At 69.7% G+C, this 23,754-nt stretch carries 25 protein-coding genes; 17 read left to right on the plus strand and 8 right to left on the minus strand.

Annotated elements, in window-relative coordinates; translation table 11 throughout:
• The first annotated feature begins 127 nt into the window (after positions 1–127).
• The 7 genes from AC1DGW_RS07645 to AC1DGW_RS07675 all read left to right on the plus strand — a co-directional run bounded on the left by AC1DGW_RS07645 (position 128) and on the right by AC1DGW_RS07675 (position 6,620).
• Positions 128–2,956, plus strand: a complete 2,829-nt coding sequence (locus AC1DGW_RS07645) for a monovalent cation/H+ antiporter subunit A (protein WP_478021202.1) — start codon at positions 128–130, stop codon at positions 2,954–2,956.
• The gene (locus tag AC1DGW_RS07650) at positions 2,956–3,318 is read left to right on the plus strand and encodes a Na+/H+ antiporter subunit C (RefSeq protein WP_478021204.1); all 363 of its coding nucleotides are present in this window, start codon (positions 2,956–2,958) and stop codon (positions 3,316–3,318) included. Before AC1DGW_RS07645 ends, AC1DGW_RS07650 begins: the two co-directional genes overlap by 1 nt.
• The gene (locus AC1DGW_RS07655; RefSeq protein ID WP_478021496.1) at positions 3,318–4,862 is read left to right on the plus strand and encodes a monovalent cation/H+ antiporter subunit D; all 1,545 of its coding nucleotides are present in this window, start codon (positions 3,318–3,320) and stop codon (positions 4,860–4,862) included. The genes AC1DGW_RS07650 and AC1DGW_RS07655 overlap by 1 nt, the downstream gene beginning before the upstream one ends.
• Complete coding sequence (locus tag AC1DGW_RS07660) at positions 4,859–5,365, plus strand: Na+/H+ antiporter subunit E (RefSeq protein WP_478021206.1); 507 nt, start codon at positions 4,859–4,861, stop codon at positions 5,363–5,365. Before AC1DGW_RS07655 ends, AC1DGW_RS07660 begins: the two co-directional genes overlap by 4 nt.
• A 38-nt stretch (positions 5,366–5,403) precedes the next feature.
• Positions 5,404–5,646, plus strand: coding sequence for a K+/H+ antiporter subunit F (locus tag AC1DGW_RS07665; protein WP_456119482.1), 243 nt, complete (start codon positions 5,404–5,406; stop codon positions 5,644–5,646).
• Positions 5,643–6,014 (plus strand): Na+/H+ antiporter subunit G, encoded by a 372-nt coding sequence (locus AC1DGW_RS07670; RefSeq protein WP_478021208.1) that lies wholly within the window; start codon positions 5,643–5,645, stop codon positions 6,012–6,014. The genes AC1DGW_RS07665 and AC1DGW_RS07670 overlap by 4 nt, the downstream gene beginning before the upstream one ends.
• A gap of 99 nt (positions 6,015–6,113) precedes the next feature.
• Complete coding sequence (locus AC1DGW_RS07675) at positions 6,114–6,620, plus strand: hypothetical protein (protein WP_478021210.1); 507 nt, start codon at positions 6,114–6,116, stop codon at positions 6,618–6,620.
• Between the two features lies 1 nt (position 6,621).
• Here AC1DGW_RS07675 and hmgA read toward each other — a convergent pair whose 3' ends face one another.
• From hmgA to hppD, 3 genes are read right to left on the minus strand one after another with little or no spacing between them, the layout of a single operon-like run.
• A complete protein-coding gene (gene hmgA, locus AC1DGW_RS07680; RefSeq protein WP_478021212.1) occupies positions 6,622–7,926 on the minus strand; it encodes a homogentisate 1,2-dioxygenase in 1,305 nt (434 codons plus the stop codon).
• Positions 7,927–7,964: 38 nt separating this feature from the next.
• Positions 7,965–8,429: a hypothetical protein gene (locus tag AC1DGW_RS07685; RefSeq protein WP_478021214.1), complete on the minus strand. Its 465-nt coding sequence runs from the start codon at positions 8,427–8,429 to the stop codon at positions 7,965–7,967.
• Between the two features lie 31 nt (positions 8,430–8,460).
• A complete protein-coding gene (hppD, locus tag AC1DGW_RS07690) occupies positions 8,461–9,576 on the minus strand; it encodes a 4-hydroxyphenylpyruvate dioxygenase (RefSeq protein WP_478021216.1) in 1,116 nt (371 codons plus the stop codon).
• Between the two features lie 126 nt (positions 9,577–9,702).
• On the opposite strand from hppD, the gene AC1DGW_RS07695 reads away from it, so the two are divergent.
• The gene (locus tag AC1DGW_RS07695; protein ID WP_478021218.1) at positions 9,703–10,197 is read left to right on the plus strand and encodes a MarR family winged helix-turn-helix transcriptional regulator; all 495 of its coding nucleotides are present in this window, start codon (positions 9,703–9,705) and stop codon (positions 10,195–10,197) included.
• Between the two features lie 48 nt (positions 10,198–10,245).
• Here the strand turns inward: AC1DGW_RS07695 and AC1DGW_RS07700 are convergent, their stop codons facing one another.
• From AC1DGW_RS07700 to AC1DGW_RS07715, 4 genes are all read right to left on the minus strand, one after another.
• Entirely contained in the window at positions 10,246–11,364 is a 1,119-nt protein-coding gene (locus AC1DGW_RS07700; protein ID WP_478021220.1) for a hypothetical protein, read from the minus strand.
• Positions 11,365–11,484: 120 nt separating this feature from the next.
• Complete coding sequence (locus AC1DGW_RS07705) at positions 11,485–12,081, minus strand: thioredoxin family protein (protein ID WP_478021222.1); 597 nt, start codon at positions 12,079–12,081, stop codon at positions 11,485–11,487.
• 10 nt (positions 12,082–12,091) lie between these two features.
• Complete coding sequence (locus AC1DGW_RS07710) at positions 12,092–13,582, minus strand: peptide MFS transporter (RefSeq protein WP_478021224.1); 1,491 nt, start codon at positions 13,580–13,582, stop codon at positions 12,092–12,094.
• Positions 13,583–13,775: 193 nt separating this feature from the next.
• Entirely contained in the window at positions 13,776–14,654 is an 879-nt protein-coding gene (locus tag AC1DGW_RS07715) for a tryptophan 2,3-dioxygenase (protein WP_478021227.1), read from the minus strand.
• A 280-nt stretch (positions 14,655–14,934) separates the two neighbouring features.
• Here AC1DGW_RS07715 and pdhA point away from each other — a divergent pair, with 280 nt between their 5' ends.
• The 8 genes from pdhA (at position 14,935) to AC1DGW_RS07755 (ending at position 21,371) form a co-directional block, all read left to right on the plus strand.
• Positions 14,935–16,023 (plus strand): pyruvate dehydrogenase (acetyl-transferring) E1 component subunit alpha, encoded by a 1,089-nt coding sequence (gene pdhA, locus AC1DGW_RS07720; protein WP_478021229.1) that lies wholly within the window; start codon positions 14,935–14,937, stop codon positions 16,021–16,023.
• On the plus strand, positions 16,016–17,092 hold the full coding sequence (locus AC1DGW_RS07725; RefSeq protein ID WP_478021231.1) for an alpha-ketoacid dehydrogenase subunit beta: 1,077 nt from the start codon (positions 16,016–16,018) through the stop codon (positions 17,090–17,092). Before pdhA ends, AC1DGW_RS07725 begins: the two co-directional genes overlap by 8 nt.
• A gap of 1 nt (position 17,093) precedes the next feature.
• Complete coding sequence (locus AC1DGW_RS07730) at positions 17,094–17,444, plus strand: SH3 domain-containing protein (RefSeq protein ID WP_478021233.1); 351 nt, start codon at positions 17,094–17,096, stop codon at positions 17,442–17,444.
• A gap of 1 nt (position 17,445) precedes the next feature.
• Positions 17,446–18,795: a dihydrolipoamide acetyltransferase family protein gene (locus AC1DGW_RS07735; RefSeq protein WP_478021235.1), complete on the plus strand. Its 1,350-nt coding sequence runs from the start codon at positions 17,446–17,448 to the stop codon at positions 18,793–18,795.
• A 344-nt stretch (positions 18,796–19,139) separates the two neighbouring features.
• Positions 19,140–19,478, plus strand: a complete 339-nt coding sequence (locus AC1DGW_RS07740; RefSeq protein ID WP_478021237.1) for a hypothetical protein — start codon at positions 19,140–19,142, stop codon at positions 19,476–19,478.
• Between the two features lie 31 nt (positions 19,479–19,509).
• Positions 19,510–20,142, plus strand: a complete 633-nt coding sequence (locus tag AC1DGW_RS07745; protein ID WP_478021239.1) for a DUF998 domain-containing protein — start codon at positions 19,510–19,512, stop codon at positions 20,140–20,142.
• A gap of 30 nt (positions 20,143–20,172) precedes the next feature.
• Entirely contained in the window at positions 20,173–20,559 is a 387-nt protein-coding gene (locus AC1DGW_RS07750) for a VOC family protein (protein WP_478021241.1), read from the plus strand.
• Positions 20,560–20,612: 53 nt separating this feature from the next.
• Positions 20,613–21,371, plus strand: coding sequence for an SDR family NAD(P)-dependent oxidoreductase (locus tag AC1DGW_RS07755; protein WP_478021243.1), 759 nt, complete (start codon positions 20,613–20,615; stop codon positions 21,369–21,371).
• 66 nt (positions 21,372–21,437) lie between these two features.
• On the opposite strand, the gene AC1DGW_RS07760 is transcribed toward AC1DGW_RS07755, so the two are convergent.
• Positions 21,438–22,070: a Rossmann-fold NAD(P)-binding domain-containing protein gene (locus AC1DGW_RS07760; RefSeq protein WP_478021245.1), complete on the minus strand. Its 633-nt coding sequence runs from the start codon at positions 22,068–22,070 to the stop codon at positions 21,438–21,440.
• 110 nt (positions 22,071–22,180) lie between these two features.
• Here AC1DGW_RS07760 and AC1DGW_RS07765 point away from each other — a divergent pair, with 110 nt between their 5' ends.
• A complete protein-coding gene (locus tag AC1DGW_RS07765; protein WP_478021248.1) occupies positions 22,181–23,743 on the plus strand; it encodes a GGDEF domain-containing protein in 1,563 nt (520 codons plus the stop codon).
• The last annotated feature ends 11 nt before the right edge of the window (positions 23,744–23,754 follow it).

The following is a 23,754-nucleotide window of genomic DNA, read 5'->3' on the forward strand; positions in this document are numbered from 1 at the left end:
CGAAGGCATGCACGCCAGGATCACCGACACGCACGAAACCCGAACGGCCCGTTCATGTATGGGGTTCCGGTGGCAAAAAAGCGCCTGTTAGACTGCAAAACCTGCTCGCGAATCCCGCATTCCCTGCATGACATCCGTTCTCCCCCTGCTGCTCGCGCTGCCGTTCCTGATGGCCGCGCTCATCGCCCTGCACGCCCGCCTCTCCCGCACGGCGGCCGCATGGCTGGCCGGCGCGGCGCCGCTGCTGGGCCTGGCGCTGCTGGGAGCGATGACACCGGCCGTGCTCGATGGCGCGGTGCTGCGCGCAAGCTGGGGCTGGCTGCCGCGGATCGGGCTGGACGCCACCCTGCGCCTGGATGGGCTGGCCTGGATGTTCGCCGGCCTGGTGCTGGGCATCGGCGCGCTGGTGGTGCTGTACGCGCATTACTACCTCTCCGCACAGGACAGCGCGCGCCGCTTCTACAGCTGCCTGCTGCTGTTCATGGGCGCGATGCTGGGCATGGTGCTGTCCGGCAACCTGTTGCTGCTGATGGTGTTCTGGGAACTGACCAGCATCAGCTCGTTCCTGCTGATCGGCTTCTGGTCGCACCGCAGGGACGCGCGCGAAGGCGCGCGCATGGCCTTCGTGGTCACCGGCGGCGGCGGGCTGGCGCTGCTCGGCGGCGTGCTGCTGATCGGGCGCATCGTCGGCAGCTTCGACCTGGACGTGGTCCTGGCCTCGGGCGAGCTGATCCGCCACAGCCCGTTGTACCCGTGGGCGCTGCTGCTGGTGCTGGCCGGCATCTTCACCAAGAGCGCGCAGTTCCCGTTCCACTTCTGGCTGCCGCATGCGATGGCCGCACCGACGCCGGTATCGGCCTACCTGCATTCGGCGACGATGGTGAAGGCCGGCGTGTTCCTGCTGGCGCGGCTGCATCCGGCGCTGGCCGGCAGCGAGCTGTTCTTCTACCTGGTCAGCGGCATCGGCGCGGCCACCCTGCTGATCGGCGCCTGGAACGCGATCTTCCAGCACGACCTCAAGGGCCTGCTGGCCTATTCGACGATCTCGCACCTGGGCCTGATCACCCTTCTGTTCGGCCTGTCCACGCCGATGGCGGTGGTGGCCGGCGTGTTCCACATCCTCAACCACGCCACCTTCAAGGCCTCGCTGTTCATGGCTGCCGGCATCATCGACCACGAGACCGGCACCCGCGACATGCGCCGGCTCGGCGGCCTGCGCCGGCTGATGCCCATCACCAGCGCGCTGGCGATCATCGCCTCGCTGGCGATGGCCGGCATCCCGCTGCTCAACGGCTTCCTGTCCAAGGAAATGCTGTTCGCCGAGGCCCTGGCCACCGGCGGCCCGCAATGGATGCGCACGGCGATGAGCAGCGCGGCGCTGCTGGCCGGCATCCTCGGCGTGGCCTACAGCCTGCGCTTCGTCCACGACACGTTCTTCGGCAAGGGCCCGCTCGATATCGCGGTGGTGCCGCACGAGCCGCCGCGCTGGATGAAGGTGCCGGTGGAGGTGCTGGTGCTGATCTGCCTGGCGGTCGGCATCGCGCCGGCGCTGACCGTGGCGCCGGTACTGCAGGCCGGCGCGCAGGCCATCCTCGGCCCGGCCATGCCCGCCTACAGCCTGTCGATCTGGCACGGCTTCAACCTGCCGCTGGCGATGAGCGCGGTCGGTGTCGCCGGAGGCATCGCCCTGTACTTCGGCCTGCGCCGCCTCACCGATCTGTACGCCGCCGCCAACCGCCCGGTCGGCAAGCAGCTGTTCCAGCGCGGCATGGACGCGCTGTTCGGGCTGGCCCAGCGCCTCACCCATGCGCTGGCCAACGGCAGCCTGCAGCGCATGCTGCTGGCGCTGGTGCTGGTGGCGGTGGTCGTGGCCGCCGCGCCGTATGCCACCGCGCCTTCGCTGCCCACATGGCCGGCCGCGCAGCCGATGCCGCTGCTGGGCTGGGCGCTGTGGCTGGTGATGCTGGCCTGCGCGCTGGGCGGGCTGTTCCTGTACCGGCAGCGCCTGCTGGCCGTGATCGTGATGGGCGGCACCGGGCTGATGGTGTCGCTGGCCTTCGTGTTCCTGTCCGCGCCGGACCTGGCCCTGACCCAGCTGATGGTGGAGACGGTGACGCTGGCGCTGATGCTGCTGGGCATGAACTACCTGCCGGCGCAGTCGCCGCCCGAACGCGCGGCGTGGCGCAAGCGCCGCGACGCGCTGATCGCCATCGTCGCCGGCGGCGGCCTGGCCGCGCTGGCCTACGCGATGATGACCCTGCCGCCCAACACCATGTCCGGCGAGATGCTGCGGCGCGCGCTGCCCGAGGCCTATGGGCACAACGTGGTCAACGTGATCCTGGTCGACTTCCGCGGCTTCGACACCTTCGGCGAGATCACCGTGTTCGGCATCGCCGCGCTGGTGGTGCACGCGCTGCTGCGCCGCTCGCGCATGGCGCCGGAGCAGATCATGCCCGGCCCGCCGATCAAGCTGCCGGTGCCGGCCGACCTGGCGCAGATCATGTTCCCGCTGACCCTGACGGTGTCGATCTTCCTGTTCCTGCGCGGCCACAACGCGCCGGGCGGCGGCTTCATCGCCGGCCTGGTGCTGGCGGTGCCGCTGCTGATCCAGTACGTGATCCAGGGCACCGTGTCGGTGGAATCGCGCTTCGGCTTCGACTACATCCGCTGCATCGGCCTGGGGCTGCTGGTCGCCCTGCTCAGCGGCGTGGCCTCGATGCTGTTCGGCGTGCCGTTCCTGACCAGCGGCCACCTCGACCTGCACCTGCCGTTGATCGGTGAGGTGCCGCTGGCCAGCGCGATGGGCTTCGACACCGGCGTGTATCTGGTGGTGTTCGGCGGGGTGATGCTGATCCTGTCGATGATGGGCACCATCAAGCCATCGCGCACGCGCAATGCGCGCCACGGCGAGATCGACATCCACCGCCGTTCGGCGCGCACCGGGGAGATGCACTGATGGAACTGGCCCTGGCGAGCGCGATCGGCGTGCTCACCGCGATCGGCGTGTACCTGCTGCTGCGCGCGCGCAGCTTCGACGTCATCCTCGGCATGACCTTCCTGTCCTATGCCACCAACCTGCTGATCTTCAGCGCCGGGCGTCTGGTCAGCGGCAAGGCGCCGGTGCTCAGGGACGGCGTGGCCTCGGACCTGGCGCACTACACCGATCCGCTGCCGCAGGCGCTGGTGCTGACCGCCATCGTCATCGCCTTTGCCATGACCGCGGTCAGCATCGTGCTGGCGATGCGCAGCCGCAGCGACAACCACAGCGACCACGTCGACGCGCACGAACCCGATGAAGGCCAGGGGGGCGGCGCATGATGAACCACCTGCCGATCCTGCCGATCCTGGTGCCGCTGCTCGGCGCGGCGCTGTCGCTGTTCGTCGAGCACCGCCGCTACGGGCCCAGGGTGCAGCGCGGCGTGGCATGGGCCAGCCTGGCGCTGCTGGCGCTGGTCGAGGCGCTGCTGATCGCCGCCACCGGCCAGGGCGAGGTGATGGTCTACCTGCTCGGGGACTGGCCGGCACGGCTGGGCATCGCCCTGGTCGCCGACGGCCTGTCGGGTTGGATGCTCGGCACCACGCTGCTGCTGGCCGCGGCCTGCCTGCTGCACGCCTGCACCGGCTGGGACCGGCGCGCGCCGCACTTCCATGCGCTGTTCCAGTTCCAGCTGGTCGGCCTCAACGGCGCCTTCCTGACCGGCGACATCTTCAACCTGTTCGTGTTCTTCGAGGTGCTGCTGATCGCCTCCTACGGCCTGCTGCTGTCTGGCGGCCGCGGCCTGCGCCTGCGCATCGGCCTGCACTACGTGGTGTTCAACGTCTCGGCCTCGACCGTGTTCCTGGTCGCGCTGGGCATGCTCTACGCCACCCTGGGCTCGCTCAATATGGCCGAAATCGGCCAGCGCATCGCCGAACTGCCGCCCTCGCACCTGAAGCTGGCCAAGGCCGCGCTCGGCCTGCTGCTGGTGGTGTTCTGCGCCAAGGCCGCGCTGCTGCCGCTGTACCTGTGGCTGCCCGAGTCCTACGCGCGCGCGCCGGCCGCGGTGGCGGCGCTGTTCGTGATCATGACCAAGGTCGGCCTGTACGCCGTGCTGCGGGTGGGCACGCTGTGGTTCGGCGAAGGCGCCGGCGCGCTGGCCGGCTACGGTGCCGGCTGGCTGCTGTGGGCCGGTGCGGCGACGCTGCTGCTGGGTGCGCTCGGCGCGCTGGCGGCGACCCGGCTGCGGGTGCAGGTGGCCTACCTGGTGGTGGTCTCGGCGGCGACGCTGTTCATCGCCTTCGCGCTGGGCAACGCCGGCACGATCTCGGCCGGCCTGTACTACCTGCCGCACAGCACCTTCACCGCCGCCGCCCTGTTCCTGGTCGCCGACCTGATCCGCCGCCGCCGCTTCCGTGCCGGCGAACGCGGCGAGCGCGAACTGGCCGCGGCGCTGCCGGGCAAGACCGTGCCCGGCCTGCTGTTCCTGGTCGGCGCGGTGGCGGTGGCCGGGCTGCCGCCGCTGGCCGGCTTCCTGGCCAAGGCCGCACTGCTGTCGGCCGTGCCGCCCGCTTACACCGGCATGGTGTGGGCGGTGGTGCTCGGCGGCAGCCTGCTGGTGATCATCGGCCTGGTGCGCAGCGGCATCCGCCTGTTCTGGCACGTGCCCGGCGAGGACGACGCGCCGCCGGCCCCCGATCCCGACGTGCCGGCGCGGCCGTTCGAAACCGCCGCCACCTCCCTGCTGCTGGCCTATGCGGTGGCGATGAGCGTGTTCGCCACGCCGCTGATGCGGCAGACCGACGCCATCGCCGCGCAGCTGCTGGCGCCGCAGCAGTACCTGCACGACGTGCGCGGCACCGCGCCGCAGTCGAGGCAGCCATGAGCGCGCGCCGGCCCCTGCTGCGGCGGCTGTTCCCGTCGCCCGCGCTGTCGATCACCGTGGTCGCGTTCTGGATGGTGATGTCGGCCAGCTTCGACCTCGGACAACTGCTGCTGGGCATGCTGCTGGGCGTGGTGATCCCGCTGTTCGCCGCGCGCCTGGACCGCGAGTTCGCCCGCATCGGCACGCTGCGGCCGCTGCCGCGGCTGGTGGGCGTGATGCTGTGGGACATCCTGCTGTCCAACTTCCGCGTCGCAGCGCAGGTGCTCGGACCCGAGCGCAGGCTCACCCCGGGTTTCATCTGGGTGCCGCTGGACATCGGCAACATCCATGGCATCGCCGCGCTCACCAGCCTGATCACGCTCACCCCGGGCACGGTGTCCTCGGCCCTGTCCGACGACCGCCGCTACCTGCTGGTGCACGTGCTGCACCTGGAGGATCCGCAGGCCCTGATCGCCGAGATCAAGTCCCGCTACGAAGCGCCGCTGATGGAGATCTTCCCGTGACCGGACACCTGGTTTTCCAGACCACCCTGGTGGTGTGCATGCACATGGTCGGCGTGGCGATGCTGCTGGCGCTGTGGCGCCTGCTGCGTGGTCCGACGGTGCCCGACCGCATCCTCGCCCTGGACACGCTCTCGGTCACCGCCATCGCCGAACTGATGCTGTTCGGCATGTACATCAACTCGGCGGTCTACTTCGAGGCCGCGCTGGTGATCGCCATGCTCGGCTTCTGCAGCACCGTGGTGCTGAGCAAGTTCGTGCTGCGCCGGGACATCGTCGAATGATGCTCTTCCTGCAGATCCTGCTGTCGGCGCTGCTGCTGTCCGGCTGCTTCTTCATCCTGGTCGGCGCGCTCGGCCTGGTGCGCCTGTCCGACTTCTTCAAGCGCCTGCACGCGCCGACCAAGGCCAGCACGCTGGGCGTGGGCTGCGTGCTGGTGTGCTCGGTGGCCTATCACATCTTCCTCGGCGAGGACCCGCAGCCGCGCGAACTGCTGATCACCGTGTTCCTGTTCATCACCGCGCCGATCAGCGCGCACCTGATGGCCAAGGCCGCGCTGTCGCTGATGATGGAAAGCCGGCCTGAAGTGCCGGGCGATGGCACCGCGCGCAAGGAACAGCTGCCGCCGCCGGAAGGCGGCGACGGCGACTGAGGGCCACGCGCGGCCACGACACGCGGCCGCGCCATTGTCATCACGCTTTCACCTGCGACCCGCAGGCTCTGGGCTCCGCGTCGCATTGCCCTTCCGCCCATGCAACCGCGCAAGACCGACCTCGCGCATGCCGCACTCCAGGCCCACCGCGCCCCGCTGGACCTGCGCCAGCGCCGCGCCCTGATCCTGTGCGACGGCAAGCGCGGCCTCGGCGAACTGCGCGTCCTGCTCGGCGACGATGCGCCGGCCCTGGTCGCGCAGCTTCAGCGCGACGGTTACCTGCACGCGGAGCAGCCGGTACCGCCGCCGGCACCGGTACCCGAAGCCGCACCCGCGGCGATGGTCCGCCGCCGTTCGCTGGTCGCCGCGCGCATCTACCTGCTGGACATGCTCGCGCTGCAGCGCAATCCGGCGGCGGCGCGCCTGCACCAGCTGCTGCAGGCCACGCGCGAGGAAACGGACACCCTGCACGCCCTGCGGCTGGCGCTGGCCCAGTTGCCGGCGATGACCTCCGACGGCTACGTGCAGCGCGTGCGCGACCGCCTGCGCGAAGTGCTGCCCGAGTCGCACCTGGCAGCGGTGCTGGAAACACCGCTGCCGACCTGAATCACGCCTGCGGCGGCGCGAAGTTGCCGCGCAGTCCGCTCCAGCACGCCTGGTAGTCGCGCTGGCGGTGCGCGGCGGCAATGGCCTGCCCGGTCGGGCGGATCACGCCGCGGGTCTCGAACATGAAGGCCATCGTGTCGGTGATCACGTCCGGTCGCGACAGGTCGGCATTGGAGGCCTTGTCGAAGGTGGCCGCATCCGGGCCGTGGCCGGTCATGCAGTTGTGGATCGAGCAGCCGCCGGGCACGAAGCCCTCGGCCTTGGCGTCGTAGGCGCCGTGGATCAGGCCCATGAATTCGCTGGCGATGTTGCGGTGGAACCACGGCGGGCGGAACGTGTCCTGCGCCACCAGCCAGCGCGGCGGGAAGATCACGAAGTCCAGGTTGCTGGTCCCGGGCGTATCGCTGGCCGAATGCAGCACCAGGAAGATCGACGGGTCCGGATGGTCATGGCTGATCGAACCGATGGTGTTGAAGCGGCGCAGGTCGTAGCGGTACGGCGCGTAGTTGCCGTGCCAGCCGACCACGTCCAGCGGCGAGTGGCCGATGTCGGCGCGCCACAGCCGGCCCTGGAACTTGGCGACCAGCTCGAAGTCGCCCTCGACGTTTTCGTACGCGGCCACCGGGGTTTCGAAATCACGCGGGTTGGCCAGGCCGTTGCTGCCGATCGGGCCCAGGTCGGGCAGTTTCAGCAGCGCGCCGAAGTTCTCGCAGACATAGCCGCGCGCCTGCCCGTCCGGCAGGTCCACGGCGAAGCGCACGCCGCGCGGGATCACCGCGATCTGCTGCGGTTCGATCTCGACCACGCCCATCTCGGTGCGCAGGCGCAGGCGGCCGAGCTGCGGCACGATCAACAGTTCGCCGTCGGCATCGTAGAAGTAGCGGCCGCGCATGTCGGCGTTGGCGGCATACAGGTGGATGCCGGCGCCGGCATGCGCCTCGGGCGAGCCGTTGCCGCCCATGGTGTACAGCCCCTCGACGAAATCGGTGGGCGCTTCCGGCAGCGGCAGCGGGTTCCAGCGCAGCTGGTCCGGCGACACCGCGCCGTGGCTGAAATCGCCATGCAGGCGCGGTTGCTCGAACGGCGTGAACTGGCCGTGCATCGCAGCCGGGCGGATGCGATACAGCCAGCTGCGGCGGTTGCTGCCGCGCGGCGCGGTGAACGCGGTGCCGGTCAGTTGCTCGGCGTACAGCCCATGGGCCACGCGCTGCGGCGAATTGCGTCCCATCGGCAGGGTGCCGGGCACCGCCTCGGTGGCGAACTCGTTGCCGAAACCGGATTGATAGGCGTTGTTGCTCTGGGACATGGCTGCGCTCGCTTGGTATGCCCGGAAGGACGGTGGTTTCAGGTCAGCTGGCGCCGGGTCGCACGTTCGGCCAGCAGCCCCAGTCCGCCGGCGAGGTCGAGAACGCGCGCGGTGTCCCTGCGGCGGACGATGAAGGCATAGAGGTTGTCGTCGAAGGGGTTGCCCCACAGCAGTATTTCGTAGGGCGTCGGACGGGCGGCCAGTTGCCCGTCCAGCCACTGGAAGTAGTCCACCGCCAGCGTGTCCCGTCCCGGGAACGGCGGCAACGGGTCGGCGAACTGCTCGCTGATCTCCTCGTGCAGTTCGTCGAGCTTGTCACCGATGGCGAGGTAATCACCCAGTTCGGCGAGGATCGCGAACTGCATGAACTCCCCCGGGCTCTCGCCGTCGATCCACTCCAGCTCCGGGTCCGCCGGCGATGCCTTGATCCTGGCCACGCAGTCGGCCAGTTCATCGCCTTCCAGGCCGTCGCAGGTCAGCAGGGTGATCAGTTCGGCCAGCATCGTGTATTCCTCGGGGAGTGGACCGGCAACGTTACAGCACGCCGCGCTTGATCTGGTCGCGCTCGATGCTCTCGAACAGCGCCTGGAAGTTGCCCTCGCCGAAGCCTTCGTTGCCCTTGCGCTGGATGATCTCGAAGAAGATCGGGCCGATGCAGTTCTGGGTGAAGATCTGCAGCAGCTTGCGCTGCTTGGTCTCCGGGTCGGCGTCGATCAGGATCTTGTTGCGGCGCAGGCGCGGCACGTCCTCGCCATTGTCGGGAATGCGCAGGTCGACCACGTCGAAATAGGTGTCCGGCGTGTCCAGAAACTCGACGCCGCGCGCGCGCATCGCCTCGACCGTGTCATAGATGTTGTCGGTGAAGCAGGCGATGTGCTGGATGCCCTCGCCCTTGTACGCGTCCAGGTATTCGTTGATCTGGCTCTTCGGGTCGGACGATTCGTTCAGCGGGATGCGCACGATGCCGTCCGGCGCCGTCATCGCCTTGGACACCAGGCCGGTCTTGGCGCCCTTGATGTCGAAGTAGCGGATCTCGCGGAAGTTGAACAGGCGCTCGTAGTAGTCCGACCACTGCTGCATGTTGCCCAGGTACAGGTTGTGGGTCAGGTGGTCGATGAAGGTCAGGCCGAAGCCCTTCGGGTTCGGCTCGGCGCCTTCCACCGGCACGTAGTCGGTGTCGTAGATGCTGCCGGCCCCGCCGTAGCGGTCCACCAGGTACAGCATGCAGTCGCCGATGCCCTTGATCACCGGCGCCGGCACCGCGCGGGTGTCGGCCAGCAGGGCCACTTCCTCGGCGCCGTTGCCCAGCGCGGCGGCCAGGACCTCGGCGGCCGGCTTCTGGAAGCGGATGGCGAAGCCGCAGGCGCAGGGGCCGTGCTTGGCGGCGAAGTCGGCGGCGAAGGAGTCCGGCTCCTCGTTCACGAGGAAGTTGACGCCGCCTTGACGGTAGACGGTAATAGCACGCTGCCGGTGGCGGAGCACGGCAGTGAATCCCATGTTCCTGAAGTAGTCGTGCAGCTGGGCGGCCTGCCCCGCCGGCGCGGCGAACTCGACGAACTCGAAGCCGTCAATGCCCATCGGGTTCTCGAAGGTGGTCACCTGCATGCCCAGGTTGGGCGCGTTGGATGCGGCGTGGACTTGGGTATTCATGGCTTGCCTCCGGAAGTGGGGCCGTCGCCGATGCCGGCGGCGGGGGACAGGAAGACGCGCGGCGAACGCGGGTCGAGACTGAGGGTTATAGTTTCACATGAAACCACCATCAAGGTGCACTGCAACATGAGCTCTTCCGACTACAGCAAGTCCACCAGCTTCCGCTCCTCGCACGTGCTGCTCGATCTCGAACAGTTCCTGCCCTATCGCATCAGCGTCCTGTCCAACCGGGTCAGCGCCAACATCGCGCGGCTGTATGGCGAGCGCTATGGCCTGTCGATCCCGGAATGGCGCGTGATCACCATCCTGGCGCTGTACCCGGGTTCGTCGGCTAGCGAAGTATCCGACCGCACGGCGATGGACAAGGTGGCGGTCAGCCGCGCGGTGGCGCGCCTGCTGGAACGCGGTTTCATCCGCCGCGAGACCCATGGCGACGACCGCCGCCGTTCGGTGCTGGCCCTGTCGGCGGCGGGCTTCGAGGTCTACGAGACCGTGGCGCCGATGGTGATGGAGATCACCCGCAAGCTGATGTCGGTACTGACCGAGGAAGAAGAGCAGGTGCTGGAGCGGCTCATCACCCGGCTGGCCGATGCCGGCCTTGCGCAGATGAGCATCGACTGAGGCACGCCCGGCGGCGGCCGGGCATCGAGGCGGGCCTGCTGTGCCCGCTCAGCTCAGGAACTTGCGGCGGGCATAGATCCACGGCGCAGCCAGCGCGGCGATGGCGCCACCGGCGAAACCCAGCGCCGCGGCCACCGCCGCCGCTTCGACGCGACCGGGCAGGGCCAGCGCCGCGATCAGCAGCAGCGCCGCCGGCAGGCCGATGAACGAGGCCAGGAAGAAGCGCCAGCGCGGCACCCAGGTATGCAGCTGCATCAGACTCGCGCTGCTCCAGGCCTCGCCGGCCCGGCTGCGCTGGATCTTGTCCACCAGCTTGACCAGGTCGACCTCATGGGCGCCCTTTCCGGCCCTTGCCAGGCCGACTTCCGCATCCACCTCGACCGGGTCGGGCCACTGCGCCGGCCATGCCTGCGGCGCGGCCACGCCATAGGCGGTCAGCAACGGGACCGTCAGCGACGGGGCGGACAGCGCGCGCAGCCGGCGGCTGTCCAGCACGCACCACACCTGCGACACCCCGGCCGCGGTCACGTGGTACAGCGCCAGTTGCTCCGGCGCCGGATACGGCAGCGCGGTGACCCGCGCAGCCAGCGATTCGACCCCCATCGCGCGCAGGAAACCGACCCGGCTGCGCCCGACCTGCGCCCAGCCCAGCCCCAGCGGCCCCAGCAGCATCACTTCGGCCGCATCGGCCGCACCGGCGCCGGCGCGCTCGTCGCCGGCCAGGAACGCACTGAGCGAACGCGGTTCGGCGACATCATCCCGGCCCCAGCGGTGCGACTGGCCCAGCAGGTACTTCAGCGGCACGCGCGCGGCGATGGTCTCGCCACGCACGCTGTCCGAGGCGAAAGGCACCACCGAGGCAACGAACGCACGCAGTTCGTTGCCCGGCACCGCACTCCACTCGGCGGGGAACAAGCCATCCAGCAGGCCTTCGCGGGCCAGCAGGTCGATGCGTTCCTTCTGCTCCACCAGCCGCGCCACCGCCGCCTGCAGCATGATGTTCGGCGGCACCGCTGCCTGCGGCAGGCGGTAGCGCGGTGGCGGCCCGTCGCCTTCGGCAGGCGGCTGTTCGTCCATCAGCGCATCCACCGTGGGCAGGCCCGTGCCCGTCGCATCGGCGGTGGCCGGAACGGCGGCTTCAGGGGTGGCATCGGAAGGAAGCGACATGGGGAATGGGCCCCGGCGAGCAAGGGAATGCTCCCGTTAGCGGCCGGCCAGCGCGGAAATGAAGCCCCGGACGGAAAACGGCGCCCTGCGGCGCCGTCTTCCCCCTCGCCCATCGCCCGGTCAGGGCGTGGCCGGCGGCGCCCATTCCTTGAGGAAGGCGAAGAACTTGCCGCGGTCGTAGCCCTTGCCCTTCTCCAGCTCGCCGGTGAACTGCGAGTGCAGCAGCTGGCCCTCGGCGTCGAGCACGAACAGGTGCGGATAGCCGGTGATGGCCGGAAAGCGCGACAGGAACGCCACGTTCTCGTTGTCCTCGCTGTAGTTGACCTTCATCCACACGTAGTGGGCGTCGCGGAAGCGGCGGATCTCCGAATCGCCTTCCATGAAGGCGTCCATCAGGTGGCACCAGGAGCACCACTCGCCCCCCACGTCCAGCACGATCCGCTTGCCGCCGCGCTGGGCTTCGACCTTGGCCATTTCCAGGTCGGCGACCGGGTCGCGCGCCGGGTCGAACTGCGCGTTGAGCGCGGCCACGGCGGCGACGTCCGCCGCGGCCGGGGTATTGCCCGAGGCGACCGGCTGGCTGGTATCGGCCACCGGCGCCTTCTGCTCGGAGGTGTCCAGCGGCTGCACCTTCTCCTGAGGCTGTGCCGGCGGCTGCGAACAACCGCCCAGCACCGCTGCAAGCAGCAGGGAGATTCCACCGGACATCCGCTTCATCGTTGCTTCCTCACTTCACGCCATGCATCAGCTTCTGCACCAGCGGCGCGATCAGGAACAGCAGCACGCCCGCGCCGAGCAGCGACCAGAAGCCGAAGGTATACCCCTTCAGGGCCGATTCGACGGTCATGCCGCTTTCACCACTGACCACCGCGGCGAAGATGCCCGACAGGTTGTTGCCGATGGCGGTGGACAGGAACCAGCCGCCCATCGCCAGGCCGACGACCTTGAGCGGGGCCAGCTTGGTGGTCATCGACAGGCCGATCGGCGACAGGCACAGCTCGCCGACGGTCTGGATCACGTAGACCATGAACAGGGTCCAGAACGGGATCTTGCCGGCGCCGTCGACCAGCGAGGACAGCGCGTACATCAGCAGCAGGAAGGCCAGGCCGTTGAAGATCAGGCCCAGGCCGAACTTGCGCGGGATCGAGGGGTTGCGCGAGCCCAGCGCGGTCCACAGCCACACGAAGATCGGGCCCAGCGCCAGGATGGCCACCGAGTTCACCGACTGGAACCAGCCCACCGGGAACATCCAGCCGGACAGGTCGCGGTTGACGATGTTCTGCGCCAGGAAGTTGAACGAACTGCCGGCCTGTTCGAAGAACATGAAGAACAGCACGTTGAACACGAAGATGATCAGCATGGCGATGGAGCGGTCGCGCGCGACCTTGCCCTCGCGGACGCCCTCGACCAGGATCATCACGCACAGCGCGGTGAACAGCGCGCCCAGAATCCAGCCGAGGATGCCGGCGTCGATCGACAGCAGGCCGTAGGCCACCGGCACGGCGACCAGCGCGCCGACCAGCACCGCGAGGGTGCGGCCGATGCCGGCCCCGGCCGGGGCGGCCCCGATGGTGCCGAGCTGACGGCGGCCGATCCAGAACCACACCAGGCTGACCAGCATGCCGAAGCCCGAGGCGATGAACACGTACTTGTAGGCCGGCATGGCCTCGGTGCCGAACACGTTCTCGGCAAGGATGCCGGTCAGCACCGGAGCGACCAGCGCGCCGGCGTTGATGCCCATGTAGAAGATGGTGAAGCCCGAGTCGCGGCGGGAGTCGTTGATCCCGTACAACTGCCCGACCATGCTGGAGATGTTGGGCTTGAACAGGCCGTTGCCGGCGATGACCGTGGCCAGGCCGAGGCGGAACACCTGGTCGTCGGGAATGGCGATCAGGAACAGGCCCAGCGACATCACCGCCGCGCCGATCAGGATCGAGCGCTGGTAGCCGATGATGCGGTCGGCGACGAAGCCGCCGAACAGCGCCGCCGCGTAGACCAGCGCCAGGTAGGCGCCGTAGAGCTTGCTGGCTCCGGCCTGGCTTTCGGAGAACTGGGCGACGATGTACAGCGTCAGCGCCCAGCGGATGCCGTAGAACGCGAAGCGCTCGAAGAACTCGGTCATGAACAGCATCCACAGCGGACGCGGGTGGCCGAGGAGGTTCTTGAACTCCGGCACGGGCGCCGGGGTCGTTGCGGAATTCGGCGCGGCAGCGCTCATGCGGGATTCCCCTGTGATTCGTTGGGCTAAAAGCAAGAAAAGTCGGCCGGAACCGGCGCGACGGGCGAGGATCACAGAAGCGCTGGCTTCACGTCAAATCCACAGCGAAGCGGCCAGATCGCCGCCGCCAGCCCGGCGTTGGCGGCCAGAAGCGGCCATCGGCCAGCGCCAGGCCGCTGAATACGCAGGCCTTTCAGGCCCCCGCCGGTGCCGCCGGTTCGCCGCCGATGCTGGTGCGCACCTCGAACAGTTCGGGGAAGAAGGTCAGTTCCAGCGCCTGCTTGAGGAAACCCACGCCGCTGGAGCCGCCGGTGCCGCGCTTGAAGCCGATGATCCGCATCACCGTGCGCATGTGGCGGAAGCGCCACAGCTGGAACTGGCTCTCCAGGTCCACCAGGTCCTCGCACAGCGAGTACTCGCGCCAGTAGCGGTCGGTGTCCTGGTAGATGTTCTCGAAGACCGGGCGCAGCGCCGGATCGCTGACATGCGGCAGGGTCCAGTCATGGCCTTCGTAGGTGGGCGGGACGGCATGGCCGAAGCGCGCCAGGTAGCGCAGGAATTCCTCGTACAGGCTCGGCGCCTCCAGCGCCTGGCGCAGCTTCGCCTGCCCGTCCGGGTCGTGCCCGAACACCAGCAGCATGTCCGCGTTCTTGTTGCCCAGCAGGAACTCGATGCAGCGGTACTGCAGCGACTGGAAGCCCGAGGACGGCCCGAGCACCTCACGGAAGCCCATGTACTCGGATGGGGTCAGTGTCTCCAGCACCGACCACTGCTCGGTCAGCTGGCGCAGCACCTGCTTGCCGCGCGCCAGCACCTTGCGGCACTGCCAGACCTGGTCGCGCTGCAGGAAGCCCATGGCCGCTCGCAGCTCGTGGTCGAGCAGCTTCAGCCACAGCTCCGAGGTCTGGTGCTGGATGATGAACAGCATCTCGTCGTGGTGCGCCGGGTTCGACAGCGGCTGCTGCGCCGACAGCAGCCGGTCCAGGCACAGGTAGCCGCCATAGGTGAGCCGGCCGTGCAGGTCGGTGTGGATACCGGCTTCGAGCTCACGCTGGTTCTGTTCTACGGTCATCGGCCTTGCCATCTGCGCGGGGCGCAAAGGGTAACGCAGCGCGGCGGCCGGCCGCCGCCGGCGCGCAAACGGAATGCCAACACTTGCAACCGCAACCGGCGCGACAATCCGTCCGCGGTCGCCGCGACAGGCTGAATGCGCAGCATCCATGCGCCGTCCGGACCGTGCATGGGCTGGCGCGCGGAAATTCGTGCTGCGGCGCAGGACGGCTTTTCCGGCCCGAGTCCTTACCATGCGCAATTCCTATCATTTGAAACCATCTGTCCAAGGTGTTGCTGCAATGACGGTTTCCGCCCAGTTCCAAATCGAATACCTGCAGTACCTGGATGCCGACGGCACCCTGGTACGCGACGACCTGCCGGCATCGCTGCGCGATGCGCGCGCGCTGCTGCCGATGTTCCGGCAGATGCTGGCCACCCGGGTGTTCGACACCAAGGCCGTGGCGCTGCAGCGCACCGGCAAGCTCGGCACCTTCGCCTCCTGCCTCGGCCATGAAGCGGCCCACGTCGGCATCGGCGCGGCCATGCGGCCCGGCGACGTGTTCGCCCCCAGCTACCGCGAGTACGGCGCCATGTTCATGCGCGGCGTGCGTCCGCGCGACGTGCTGATGTACTGGGGCGGCGACGAGCGCGGCAGCGACTACGACCGCAACAGTGATGCGGTGCGCGACTTCCCGATCTGCGTCCCGATCTCCACCCAATGCCTGCACGCGGCCGGTTCGGCGCTGTCGTTCAAGCTGCAGGGCAAGCCGCAGGTGGCGGTGACCGTGTGCGGCGACGGCGGCAGTTCCAAGACCGACTTCTACGCCGCGGTGAACTCGGCCGGCGCCTACCAGCTGCCGCTGATCCTGTGCGTGGTCAACAACGGCTGGGCGATCTCGGTGCCGCGCGCTGCCCAGACCGGCGCCGAAACCCTGGCCCAGAAGGGCCTGGCTGGCGGCCTGTTCTGCCTGCAGGTGGACGGCAACGACCTGATCGCGGTGCTGGCGGCGATGGAGCAGGCGCGCGAGCGCGCCCTGTCCGGCCAGGGCGGCACGGTGCTGGAGTTCCTCACCTACCGCCTGTCCGACCACACCACCGCCGACGACGCGCGTCGCTACCGCGACGATGCCGAGGTCAAGGCCGCGTGGCTGAAGGAGCCGCTGATCCGCCTGCGCAAATACCTGACCGCGCAGGGCGTGTGGAACGAGGAAGAAGAAAAGAACTGGATCGCCGAATGCGGCGCGCGCGTGGACGAGGAGGTCAATGCCTACCTCAACTGCCCGGTGCAGCCGGTGGAAGCCATGTTCGACTACCTGTACGCCGACCCGCCGCCGGACCTGCTGGCCCAGCGCGCCGCCGCCATCGCCCTGGAGCAGCGCCATGGATGACATGAAGCGCAGCACTGGCGCGCACGCCGGCCACGAACCCGTCAGCGACCACGGCGCCGCAGGCGCCAGCGGAGAAACCACCATGACCGCCACTCCCATCACCCTGATCGAAGCCGTGACCCAGGCGCTGGCATGGGAGATGGAGCACGACCCGTCGGTGCTGGTGCTGGGCGAGGACGTGGGCGTCAATGGCGGCGTGTTCCGCGCCACCGCCGGCCTGCAGCAGCAGTTCGGCGCGCAGCGCGTGCTCGACACCCCGCTGGACGAGACCACCATCGCCGGCCTCACCGTCGGCCTGGCCGCGCAGGGCATGAAGCCGGTAGCCGAGGCCCAGTTCGACGGCTTCGTCTACCCGATGGTCGACCACATCATCTGCCACGCCGCGCGCCTGCGTAACCGCACCCGCGGCCGCCTGCACTGCCCGATGGTGCTGCGCGTGCCGTGGGGTGGCGGCATCCGCGCGCCGGAACACCACAGCGAGGCCAACGAAGCCATCTTCACCAACGTGCCGGGCCTGCGCGTGGTGCTGCCGTCCAGCCCGCAGCGCGCCTACGGCCTGCTGCTGGCCGCGATCCGCGAGCCGGATCCGGTGATCTACATGGAGCCCAAGCGCATCTACCGCCAGTACAAGGAAGTGGTCGCCAACGACGGCGAGGCGCTGCCGCTGGACGTGTGCTTCGTGCTGCGCGACGGCACCGACGTGACCCTGGTGACCTGGGGCGCGCAGGTAAAGGAAGCGCTGGAAGCGGCCGACAAGCTGGCTGGCGAGGGCATCAGCGCCGAAGTCATCGACGTGGCCACGCTGCGCCCGCTGGACTTCGCCACCATCGCCGAATCGGTGGCCAAGACCGGCCGCTGCGTGATCGTGCAGGAAGCGCCCAAGACCGCCGGTTTCGGCGCCGAGATCGCCGCGCGCCTGGCCGAGGAGTCGATGTACGACCTGCTCGCGCCGGTCGAACGCGTCACCGGCTACGACACCCACATCCCGCTGTTCCGCCTGGAAATGAAGTACCTGCCGAGCGTGGAGCGGATCGTGGCGGCAGCCAGGCGCGCGGTGGCGGCGGGCTGACATGCGCGCGCGACTGCTCAGCGCCTACCGCAGCCAGTACCCGGTGCCGTTGCGTTTCCGTGCCGGCGAGATCGTCCAGCTCGGCGTGCGCGACGAGGAATGGCCGGACTTCGCCTGGGTACGCACCGCCGACAACCGCGCCGGCTGGGCGCCGGTGGCGTGGCTGCGCGTGCTCGACGACGGCCGCGCCGAGGCGCTGCGCGACTACACCGCGCAGGAGCTGGACGTGGACAGCGGCGAAATGGTGCGACTGCATCACGAACACGGTGGCTGGTGGTGGGCCGAACGCGCCAACGGCGCGCTCGGCTGGCTGCCGGCACGCGACCTGGAACTACTGGAAGAAACCCCCTGAAATGAGCCAGACCAAGAATTTCAACCTGCCCGACCTGGGCGAAGGCCTGCCGGACGCAACCATCGTGGAGTGGTTCGTCAAGGAAGGCGATGTGATCAAGCTGGACGAGCCGCTGGTGTCGATGGAGACCGCCAAGGCCGTGGTGGAAGTGCCCTCGCCGGTCTCCGGCAAGGTGCTGAAGCTGGCCGGCGCCGCCGGCGACATCGTGGTGACCGGGCACATGCTGGCCCAGTTCGAGATCGACCCGAACCTGCCGCAACGCGCCGAAGGCCAGGACACCGGCCATCACCACGGCACGCCCGCTCCGGCCGCACCGGCACCGGCACCCGCGGCGGCTCCCGCCCCGGCACCGGCCGCCGCCGAACGTGCCGACGAAGGCACCGTGGTCGGCGCGATGGTCAGCTCCAATGCCGTGCACACCGAACAGGCCGTGGCCGTGGGCGGCGTCAAGGCGGTGCCGGCGGTGCGCGCGATGGCGCGCAAGCTCGGCGTGGACCTGGCGCTGGTGCGCGCCACCGGCGCCGATGGCGCGGTGACGATGAACGACGTCAAGCAGGCCGCCGCTGCAGGCACCGCGCGTATCGGCTCGGCGCCCGCCGCCGCGCCGCAGGCGGCCGCCGCACCGGCACCGGCCGTGCGCGTGGAAGCCGCGCGCACGCCGCTGTCAGCCGCCGGCAAGCCGATGCGCACCGCTCCGCCGGGCGTGGTCGCCAAGGGCCAGCCGGAACCGCTCAAGGGCGTGCGCCGCAACATGGCGCGGGTGATGGCCGATGCGCACAGCAAGGTCGTGCCGACCACGCTGACCGACGACGCCGACATCCATGCGTGGGCGCCGGGCAACGACATGACCTCGCGCCTGGTGCGCGGGATCGTGGCGGCCTGCCAGGCGGTGCCGGCGATGAACTCCTGGTTCGACGGCGACAACCTCACCCGCACCCTGCACGCGCAGGTGGACATCGGTATCGCCGTGGACACCGACGACGGCCTGTTCGTGCCGGCGCTGCGCAACGCCGACATGCTCGACGCGCGCGGCGTGCGCGAAGGCATCAACCGCCTGCGCCAGCAGGTGGAAGACCGCAGCATCGCGCCGTCGGAACTGAGCGGCTACACCATCAGCCTGTCCAACTTCGGCATGTTCGCCGGCCGCTACGCCACCCCGGTGGTGGTGCCGCCGTGCGTGGCCATCGTCGCCGCCGGCCGCGCCCGCTTCCAGGTGACGCCGGTGATGGGCGGCGTGGAAACCCACAAGGTCATCCCGCTGTCGGTCACCTTCGACCACCGCGCCTGCACCGGCGGCGAGGCCGCACGCTTCCTGCGCGTGCTGATCGACGACCTGGCCCGGCCGAACTGACCGCCGCACGGCAACCGTTTTGCAGCAAGACTTGAGCCCGCAGCGATGCGGGCTTTTTTTGTTGCCGCCCTCCCTGGCGGCAACCCTGCGGGCCATCGACAAGCGATGTCAGGAATCGCTCCAGGCGATTCCTTTGTTGCCGCCCTCCCTGGCGGCAACCCTGCGGGCCATCGACAAGCGATGTCGGGAATCGCTCCAGGCGATTCCTTTTTTGCCGCGCTCCGCGGTGGCGGTCTTCGTGTCGCCGGCCCGGGGCTGCCGGGAAGCGCATCGATTGAAACTCCGGCCATCGCGGCGAAGCCCGGTCGAGCTACGATGCGGAATCGTCTCTACCCAATACCGCCATGACCCATTGGATCTGCCCGGACTGCAGGGAAAGCAACGAAGACGGTTTCGAGCAATGCTGGAAATGCGGCACGCGCGCCGACGGCAGCGCGGACCCGGCCTTCCGGCCCGACAACGCCGATCCGCTGGCCTGGCCGCCGCGCCTGCTCCACTGCCTGCGTTGCCCCGGCACGCCCATGGTGTTCGCCGGCCGCAAGCGCTTCCATGAGGGCTCGCAGGCCATGCCGTTCCTGCTTGGCGGCATCGGCGAGCTGCTGGTGAACCGCGAGGAATTCGACCTGCACGCCTGTCCGTCCTGTGGCAAGGTCGAACTGTTTCTTGCCAACGCCCCGCGCTGATCCGGCGCAACCCTCGCACCCGGAAGCCGCCATGCACCATCCCCGCCGGATCGTCGTGCTGTTCGCCCTGGTCTACCTCGGCATGCTGTTCGGCGGCGCGCTGCTCAAGCCTGGCTATTCGCACCTGACGCAGTACATCAGCGAACTGGGCGCCAGCGGCAGCACGCATGCACGGCTGATCAGCCTGGCTGGTTTCGTCCCGGTGGGGCTGATCGCGGCCTGGCTGCTGGTGGCCACCGCGCGCTTCGCGCCGGTCGGCGGCGCCAGCCGGTTCGGCTACTGGCTGCTGCTGTGCGAGCCGCTGGCCTGGATCGGCTCGGCACTGGCGCCCTGCGATCTCGGCTGCCCGACGGGCGGCAGCGCCAGCCAGCAGCTGCATACCCTGCTGGGCGTGTTCACGTACGGCGGAACCGCACTGGGCCTGCTGCTGTTGGCGACCGCGCCACGCCTGCGCATCGGCTTCCGCCTGCTGTGGATCGCGCTGGCGGTGACATGGCTGCTGCTGTTCGTGCTGATGGCAGCACCGGAACTGCAGCCCTGGCGCGGCCTGCTGCAACGGCTGGCCGAGTGGCTGGTCTACGGCGCCCTGTGCGGCGCCGCATGGCACCTTGGCGCACCGGCCCGTGCAACGGCGTCCACGCGCGCTTCCCCGACGCGGGCCTAGGCTCGCCGTTCCCACCGCAGGAGCGCTCCCATGGCCCATCGCAGCCGTCTGGCCGGCTTCATCATCGATTGCCAGGACACCGACAGCGACACCGCCGCCACGTTCTGGAGCGCCGCGCTCGGGCTGCCGTCCCGCCCCGCCGAGACCGACGCCGATGGCGCGCAGTACGCCGAACTGCTCGGCGCGCCCGGCGGCCTGCACGTGGAAGTGCAGCGCGTCGGCCACCCCTCGCGCGTGCACCTGGATATCGAGGCCGACGACATCGATGCCGAAGCCGACCGGCTCGAAGCCCTGGGCGCACGCCGCATCGGCTTCGTCAAGCGCTGGTGGGTGATGGAAGCGCCCACCGGCCACCGTTTCTGCGTGGTGCGCATGCACCATCCCGACCAGGGGCAGCCCGCCAACGCCTGGGAATGAGCGCGGGTCGTTGCGGCGACAATGTCCGCCTTTCCCTCCGACGGAGTCCGAGAATGTCCCTTCCCGACCTGGCCGGTGCCCGTGTCCTGATCGCCGGCGGCAGCCGCGGCATCGGCCTGGCCATTGCCGGCGCATTCGCCCGGCAGGGCGCGCGGCTGGGCCTGTGCGCGCGGGGTGCCGACGGCCTGCGGCGCGCGCAGGAAACGCTGGAAGCCGGCGGCGCCCATGTACACGTGCAGGCCTGCGACCTGGCCGATCCGGCGCAGATCGAAGCCTGGGTCGACGCGGCCGCCACCGCGCTGGGCGGCATCGACATCGTCGTCAACAACGCCTCGGGGTTCGGCAACGGCAACGACGACGCCAGCTGGCAGGCCGGCTTCGACGTCGACCTGATGGCCGCCGTGCGCACCAACCGTTTCGCGCTGCCGCACCTGCGGCGCAGCGCGGCACCGGCCATCCTCAACGTCAGCTCGATCAACGGCCGCGTGCCGACACCGCGCGCGGCCGCCTATTCCACCGCCAAGGCGGCGCTGGACTACTACACCGTCACCCTGGCCACCGAACTGGCGCGCGAGCGCATCCGCGTCAATGCCATCGCCCCCGGCTCCATCGCGTTTCCCGGCGGGCTGTGGGAGCAGCGCCGCACGTCCGAGCCGGCGCTGTACGAACGCATCCGCGACCGGATTCCGTTCGGCGGCTTCGGCGATGCCGACGACGTGGCTGCGGCCGCGGTGTTCCTGTGTTCGCCCGCTGCCCGCTGGATCACCGGGCAGGTGCTGGCGGTGGATGGCGGCCAGTCGCTGCCGGCCTGAGCGCATCCCGCGCCGGGGGCAGCCGACAGGCGTCGCAGCCGCCACTGGCCCGCCCTCGCGCCGCGCCTACGCCAGCAGTGCCGAACCTATCACCTGCACGCCCGGCCGCGGCGCCAGCGCCGCTTCGACCAGCGCATCGGCGATATGCCCGGCCGGGTTGATGCGCCACGCGCGCGGCAGCACCGGCGCCAATGCCCCCAGTACCCGTGCGGCGGCACGCTCGCCGGGGCGCGGTTCGGCGCGCTCGCCGCCGATCAGCCCCGGCCGCACCAGCGCCAGCGACGCGAATTCCAGCATGCGCAGGTCCTGCTCCAGTTCGCCCTTGACCCGGTTGTAGAAGAACGGCGAGCCCGGATTGGCGCCCATCGCCGAGTTCAAGGCGAAGACCGTGCAGCCATGGGCGCGCACGGCGCGCGCGATGGCCAGCGGATAGCCGTGGTCGATGCGCTGGAAGGCCTGGCGCGAGCCGGCCTGCTTCAGGGTCGAACCCAGCGCGCAGATCGCCGCGTCCACCTGCCACCAGGGCACCTCCGCCGGCAGGCGGTCGAAGTCCAGCAGCGGACTGAGCAGGCGCGGATCCTGCAAGGCCAACGCCCTGCGCCCCGGTGCGACGACGGCCGTGCAGCGCGCGTCGGCCAGCAACCGCTGCAGCACCTGTGATCCGACCAGTCCGGTGGCCCCGGCCAGCAATACGCGCATCCCGTTCCTCCTTCGCCCGGCTGTTCAAGCCGGCTCCTGCCATGCCGATAATGGGGGCATCGATCCCCGCCCGCGGCCCGGCCGCGCCTCCCGCCCGGAACCGCCCCGCGATGGCCGACAGCACCGACACACCGCCCCCCAAGCCTGCCGGACTGGGGCGCATCCTGTCACGCCGCCAGGCCATGGCCGAGGCACCGGCATCCGCCCCCGGCACACCTGCACCCGCACCGACGGGCGCGTCCCACGGCCACGGCGCGGCGCCGCTGCAACGGATGTTCACCCACGCGCATGCGCCGGAAGCGCTGCTGCACGCCTTCGCCCAGGGCATGTCCAGCCTGCCCGGCGAACTGGGCGACCTCGGCCGCCTGCTGCAGAGCGCCTACGACCGCCAGGAGTGGGAACGTTACGGTCGCCTGCTTCGCCAGCTGATCGACAAGTACATCCGCACCATCGAACTGGAACCCGCACACGCCGGCAACAGCGAGGCCGAGCGCCTGCGCGACATGTTGCGCAACACCCTCGGCGCGGTGCTGTCCAGCCTGCTGCAGCAGGCGCCGGAGCTGGAAACCCAGGCCCGGCGCATGGGCGAGGAACTGCGCGGCTGGCAGTCCGGGCAATCGCTGGAGCCGGTGGAGCAGCACCTGCGCGAACTCTGCCACCAGGTCGGCGTGCGCAACGACGTGCTGCACGAACAGCACGACCTGCTGCTGAACCTGTTCGACCTGCTGCTGCAGAACATCGCCGAGCTGATCGATGGCGGCAGCTGGCTGCATGGCCAGATCGGCAACGTGCGGCAGATGCTCGTCGGGCCGCTGGACCGCACCTCGCTGGAGCGCACCCGCAATGACCTGCGCGAGGTGATCTACCGGCAGGGCGTGCTCAAGCAGGGCCTCGAGGAATCCAAGGCGGCGATGCGCGACCTGATGGTCGATTTCGTCGAGCAGGTGGACGGCATGGCCTCGGAGACCGGCGAGTACCACGACCGCATCGCCAGTTACGCGGTCGCCGTGCGCCAGGCGCGCAGCCTCGCCGACCTCGGCCAGTTGCTGCAGAACGTGCTGCAGGACACCGCCCGCCTGCAGTCGCAGGCCCTGCGCGCGCGCGACCGCCTGGCCAGCGCGCGCGCCGAAGCGCTGGCCGCCGAACAGCGCGTGCAGCAGCTCGAACGCGAGCTGGAGGAAGCCGGCAGCCAGCTGCGTACCGATCCGCTGACCGGCGCCCTGAACCGGCGCGGGCTGCAGGAACTACTCGCCGACGCGATGGGCGGCGCGCAGGCGCAGCTCAGCATCGCCATGCTGGACCTGGACCATTTCAGCCAGACCAATGCCGACTACGGCCATGCCGGCGGCGACCACGCATTGCGCCACCTGGTGGCCACCGCGCAGACGCGCCTGGGCAGCCACGGCCAGGTCGCGCGCCTGGGCGGCGACGAATTCGTTCTGGTCCTGCCCGGCATGCCGCAGGACCAGGCCGACGCACAGCTGCGGCGCCTGCAGGAAGCCCTCGCCCACCGCCCGTTCCTGCACGAAGGCCAGCGCGTGCACGTCCGCTTCAGCGCCGGCATCGCGCAATGGCGCCCGGGCGAATCCGCCGACGCCCTGCTGCAGCGCGCCGACCGCGCGCTCTACGCGGCCAAGCAGGCCGGTCGCGACCGGGTGGGCAACGCCGACTAGCACCGGCGTCG

The organism is Stenotrophomonas sp. 05N423 (assembly GCF_056397145.1).

What these genes read in the sequence shown, in the direction of transcription:
- AC1DGW_RS07645 (WP_478021202.1), top strand. Translation starts at nt 128, where the DNA reads ATGACATCCGTTCTCCCCCTGCTGCTCGCGCTGCCGTTCCTGATGGCC.
- AC1DGW_RS07650 (WP_478021204.1), top strand. Translation starts at nt 2,956, where the DNA reads ATGGAACTGGCCCTGGCGAGCGCGATCGGCGTGCTCACCGCGATCGGC.
- AC1DGW_RS07655 (WP_478021496.1), top strand. Translation starts at nt 3,318, where the DNA reads ATGAACCACCTGCCGATCCTGCCGATCCTGGTGCCGCTGCTCGGCGCG.
- AC1DGW_RS07660 (WP_478021206.1), top strand. Translation starts at nt 4,859, where the DNA reads ATGAGCGCGCGCCGGCCCCTGCTGCGGCGGCTGTTCCCGTCGCCCGCG.
- AC1DGW_RS07665 (WP_456119482.1), top strand. Translation starts at nt 5,404, where the DNA reads ATGCACATGGTCGGCGTGGCGATGCTGCTGGCGCTGTGGCGCCTGCTG.
- AC1DGW_RS07670 (WP_478021208.1), top strand. Translation starts at nt 5,643, where the DNA reads ATGATGCTCTTCCTGCAGATCCTGCTGTCGGCGCTGCTGCTGTCCGGC.
- AC1DGW_RS07675 (WP_478021210.1), top strand. Translation starts at nt 6,114, where the DNA reads ATGCAACCGCGCAAGACCGACCTCGCGCATGCCGCACTCCAGGCCCAC.
- hmgA (WP_478021212.1), bottom strand. Translation starts at nt 7,926, where the DNA reads ATGTCCCAGAGCAACAACGCCTATCAATCCGGTTTCGGCAACGAGTTC.
- AC1DGW_RS07685 (WP_478021214.1), bottom strand. Translation starts at nt 8,429, where the DNA reads ATGCTGGCCGAACTGATCACCCTGCTGACCTGCGACGGCCTGGAAGGC.
- hppD (WP_478021216.1), bottom strand. Translation starts at nt 9,576, where the DNA reads ATGAATACCCAAGTCCACGCCGCATCCAACGCGCCCAACCTGGGCATG.
- AC1DGW_RS07695 (WP_478021218.1), top strand. Translation starts at nt 9,703, where the DNA reads ATGAGCTCTTCCGACTACAGCAAGTCCACCAGCTTCCGCTCCTCGCAC.
- AC1DGW_RS07700 (WP_478021220.1), bottom strand. Translation starts at nt 11,364, where the DNA reads ATGTCGCTTCCTTCCGATGCCACCCCTGAAGCCGCCGTTCCGGCCACC.
- AC1DGW_RS07705 (WP_478021222.1), bottom strand. Translation starts at nt 12,081, where the DNA reads ATGAAGCGGATGTCCGGTGGAATCTCCCTGCTGCTTGCAGCGGTGCTG.
- AC1DGW_RS07710 (WP_478021224.1), bottom strand. Translation starts at nt 13,582, where the DNA reads ATGAGCGCTGCCGCGCCGAATTCCGCAACGACCCCGGCGCCCGTGCCG.
- AC1DGW_RS07715 (WP_478021227.1), bottom strand. Translation starts at nt 14,654, where the DNA reads ATGACCGTAGAACAGAACCAGCGTGAGCTCGAAGCCGGTATCCACACC.
- pdhA (WP_478021229.1), top strand. Translation starts at nt 14,935, where the DNA reads ATGACGGTTTCCGCCCAGTTCCAAATCGAATACCTGCAGTACCTGGAT.
- AC1DGW_RS07725 (WP_478021231.1), top strand. Translation starts at nt 16,016, where the DNA reads ATGGATGACATGAAGCGCAGCACTGGCGCGCACGCCGGCCACGAACCC.
- AC1DGW_RS07730 (WP_478021233.1), top strand. Translation starts at nt 17,094, where the DNA reads ATGCGCGCGCGACTGCTCAGCGCCTACCGCAGCCAGTACCCGGTGCCG.
- AC1DGW_RS07735 (WP_478021235.1), top strand. Translation starts at nt 17,446, where the DNA reads ATGAGCCAGACCAAGAATTTCAACCTGCCCGACCTGGGCGAAGGCCTG.
- AC1DGW_RS07740 (WP_478021237.1), top strand. Translation starts at nt 19,140, where the DNA reads ATGACCCATTGGATCTGCCCGGACTGCAGGGAAAGCAACGAAGACGGT.
- AC1DGW_RS07745 (WP_478021239.1), top strand. Translation starts at nt 19,510, where the DNA reads ATGCACCATCCCCGCCGGATCGTCGTGCTGTTCGCCCTGGTCTACCTC.
- AC1DGW_RS07750 (WP_478021241.1), top strand. Translation starts at nt 20,173, where the DNA reads ATGGCCCATCGCAGCCGTCTGGCCGGCTTCATCATCGATTGCCAGGAC.
- AC1DGW_RS07755 (WP_478021243.1), top strand. Translation starts at nt 20,613, where the DNA reads ATGTCCCTTCCCGACCTGGCCGGTGCCCGTGTCCTGATCGCCGGCGGC.
- AC1DGW_RS07760 (WP_478021245.1), bottom strand. Translation starts at nt 22,070, where the DNA reads ATGCGCGTATTGCTGGCCGGGGCCACCGGACTGGTCGGATCACAGGTG.
- AC1DGW_RS07765 (WP_478021248.1), top strand. Translation starts at nt 22,181, where the DNA reads ATGGCCGACAGCACCGACACACCGCCCCCCAAGCCTGCCGGACTGGGG.